The sequence below is a fragment of the Borrelia crocidurae genome (assembly GCF_000825665.2).
Classification (GTDB): Bacteria; Spirochaetota; Spirochaetia; order Borreliales; family Borreliaceae; genus Borrelia; species Borrelia duttonii.
Genome location: NZ_LN609267.1, coordinates 633,270 through 635,969, shown reverse-complemented (window position 1 = coordinate 635,969; position 2,700 = coordinate 633,270). Strand labels below are relative to the sequence as shown.

Annotated in this window: 2 protein-coding genes; one reads left to right on the top strand and one right to left on the bottom strand. The window is 28.6% G+C overall.

Annotated features, from left to right (window positions below):
- Nucleotides 1–109: 109 nt before the first annotated feature.
- Nucleotides 110–1,948, top strand: coding sequence for an integrin-binding adhesin P66 family protein (locus tag BN1173_RS03075; RefSeq protein ID WP_040236538.1), 1,839 nt, complete (start codon nucleotides 110–112; stop codon nucleotides 1,946–1,948).
- Nucleotides 1,949–2,044: 96 nt separating this feature from the next.
- Here BN1173_RS03075 and BN1173_RS03070 read toward each other — a convergent pair.
- The coding region (locus BN1173_RS03070; protein ID WP_040236536.1) for a J domain-containing protein at nucleotides 2,045–2,700 on the bottom strand (656 nt) is incomplete at its 5' end.

The following is a 2,700-nucleotide window of genomic DNA, read 5'->3' as shown; positions in this document are numbered from 1 at the left end:
ATATTATAAAATCATAAAACCCTTAATACCTAAGGTATATAATAAGCTATACAATTATTAAAAAAAACTTCCAAAGAAGTTTATATCTTATAACAAAGGAGATATCATAATGACAAAAACAATAATATGTTTACTCGTAATAATATTAAGTCATATAATGGCTTTTGCTGAAGATAATGAGACTGATACTAATGGTAATAACTCAAACAATACAAATACAAGCAATAATACACCCGAACTTAATCAAAATTTCAAACTCCCTATTACATTAACTTTTGACAACAGTAGCCAATTTAGATTTGATATGGATGAACTTGTTCCTGGTTTAGAAAATAAAACCAATGTGGGAATTAAGATTACACCATATATAAATACAAAAGAAGTAGGTAATAATGATCCTCTCTCAGCTTATGTTAAAGTAGAAAGTCTATGCTTAAACGCTAGTGGAAAAAGTAATACACCAATAAAATTTAGCGTAGGAAATATTACAGCACAAATTAATATGTACGATTTTTACCTTAAAATGGAATCAATGACTGATTTTAACTTTAATCAAGAATCATTATTTAGTTTCGCACCAATAAGTAAAATTCAAAGCCAATATTACGGTTTTCCAAACAAGGAAAATGCAACAACAAGAACAATTCTTTCAAGAAGTACAGCTAAAAAAATAGGAACTCTTCAATTTGGATACAAACTTCCATCACAATTAGAACTCATACTATCAATTGGAGCAACAGGAACAGGAAATAGAAATAATAAAAAAAATGACAAAGATTCTGAAGAGGATAAAAAAAATAAAGAGGCAATTCCTTATAACGATACTTACAAAGGTATACTTTATGGTACGCAAGTCAAATGGAAACCAATACAAAACAATTTAACACAATATAATTCAAATATCAGTGTCAAAAATCCTCTTGAGTTAAATTTTGGAATATCAGGAGCAATCGGAAACTCAACATTCAATAATTCCTCAATAACATATGGTCTTAAAGATACATCTGTCACAGACTCAGATCTTGTAAATCCAACTCTATCAAATGCATCTATAATAACTTCCATTGGAGTTAGTTACAAACTTGGTCTTACAAAAATTAACAATAAAAATACTTATCTATTACTAAATGCCGGTTCCGATTTAGGAATAGACCCATTTGCAAGTGATTTTTCTATACTTGGACACATATCTAGAAAAGCAAACACAGATGAAAAAAAGCAATTTGATCCAGTAAGCAATAAGCTTCAATTCGATACAAAAAGAACTCCCAATTTTGAATTCTCTGTGGGAACTGGTATAGGACTTGCCTGGAATACAAATGAAGGAGAAGAAGAATCTTGGGAAATTAAGGGAAGTAAATCTTATAACAAACGAATATTTGGCGCACAAGATAAAAAATCCGGCATCGGATTTGGAATTAATTATGGAAAAAGTCTATATAGACCTACATCTTCAAATACGTTAATACAAAACATCGCCCAAAAATCATTTCAAACATTGAATGCAGAACTTTCAACTTACGAAGATAATAAAAAAGGTATTATCCCTGGACTTGGTTGGATAGCCTCAATAGGAATTTATGATCTCTTAAGAGAAAAACCTAAATCAGATGACATAATAGCAGCTCTTACTCCAAACACTACCACCACAAATAAAACCAACATTGAATTTGCTAGCGCAACTCAACTTGGAGGTGCATTATACCTTGATTATGCAATACCTTTAAAATCTATGTCACCAAATACATATATAATTCCATATGTAGGTGCTCATATGCTAGGAGCCCTTAATTTTCCAAATAACACTTTATATCTAAAAGCTGGAATAGAATTAGAAAACTTAATTAAATTAACAAACATAGTTATTGGATGGGATTCAAACAATATCCTGGCATCTAAAGATCAAAATGGAAGTGTATTTATACTACTTAAAATATCTATTTCTTAATAAAAAAATTGTTTAAAGAGCAAATTAACTCTTTAAACAATTTTACTCACAAAATTAACAAATCCTACAAATTATTAAATTTATGCCAATTCATTCCTACTTTAAATTTCTCTCTTTAGAAATTCTTTCATAAGCATCCTGAATCTTAATAAATTTTTCATTTGCCTCTTTTTGTTTAACAGGTTCATTTTCAAATTTATCTGGATGGTATTGTATAACCAATTTTTTATAAGCTCTCTTTATATCATCATCACTAGCATCATACTTTAACCCCAATACTTCATAAGGACTAACAACTTTTATATCAACATTCTTATAAGAATCATAACTTTCAAAATCAAGTTCAAGAAATGAACTAACATATGAAATAAATTTATCACCTTCTAAACTTTTATATCTAGCTAAATTATTAATTTCTCTTAAAACCGACACAAGCCACACAAAAAGGTCTTTACGTTGAAAATAGCCAAGTTTTAGAGTATATAATATTTTGTCTGCATTCCTATTCTGTGTTACAGAAAAATGAAATAGATTATAAAGTTCACTCTTATCTCTTTCAGATAAATTTAATGAACTCATTATAAAACTAATATAATTTAATTGCTCACCGGTCATCGATCCTAAAATAGAAATTAATTTAGCCATTAGTAAAAATGATAACTTATAAAACTCAAATTCCCTTGATTTAGAATAAAAATAATCCCTTGTAGTAGTAGATATCCTAAAGCCACCTAAAATGCTATAAATTATAC

Excerpts from the sequence above, each read along its gene's own strand:
- BN1173_RS03075 (WP_040236538.1), top strand. The coding sequence starts at position 110 with ATGACAAAAACAATAATATGTTTACTCGTAATAATATTAAGTCATATA.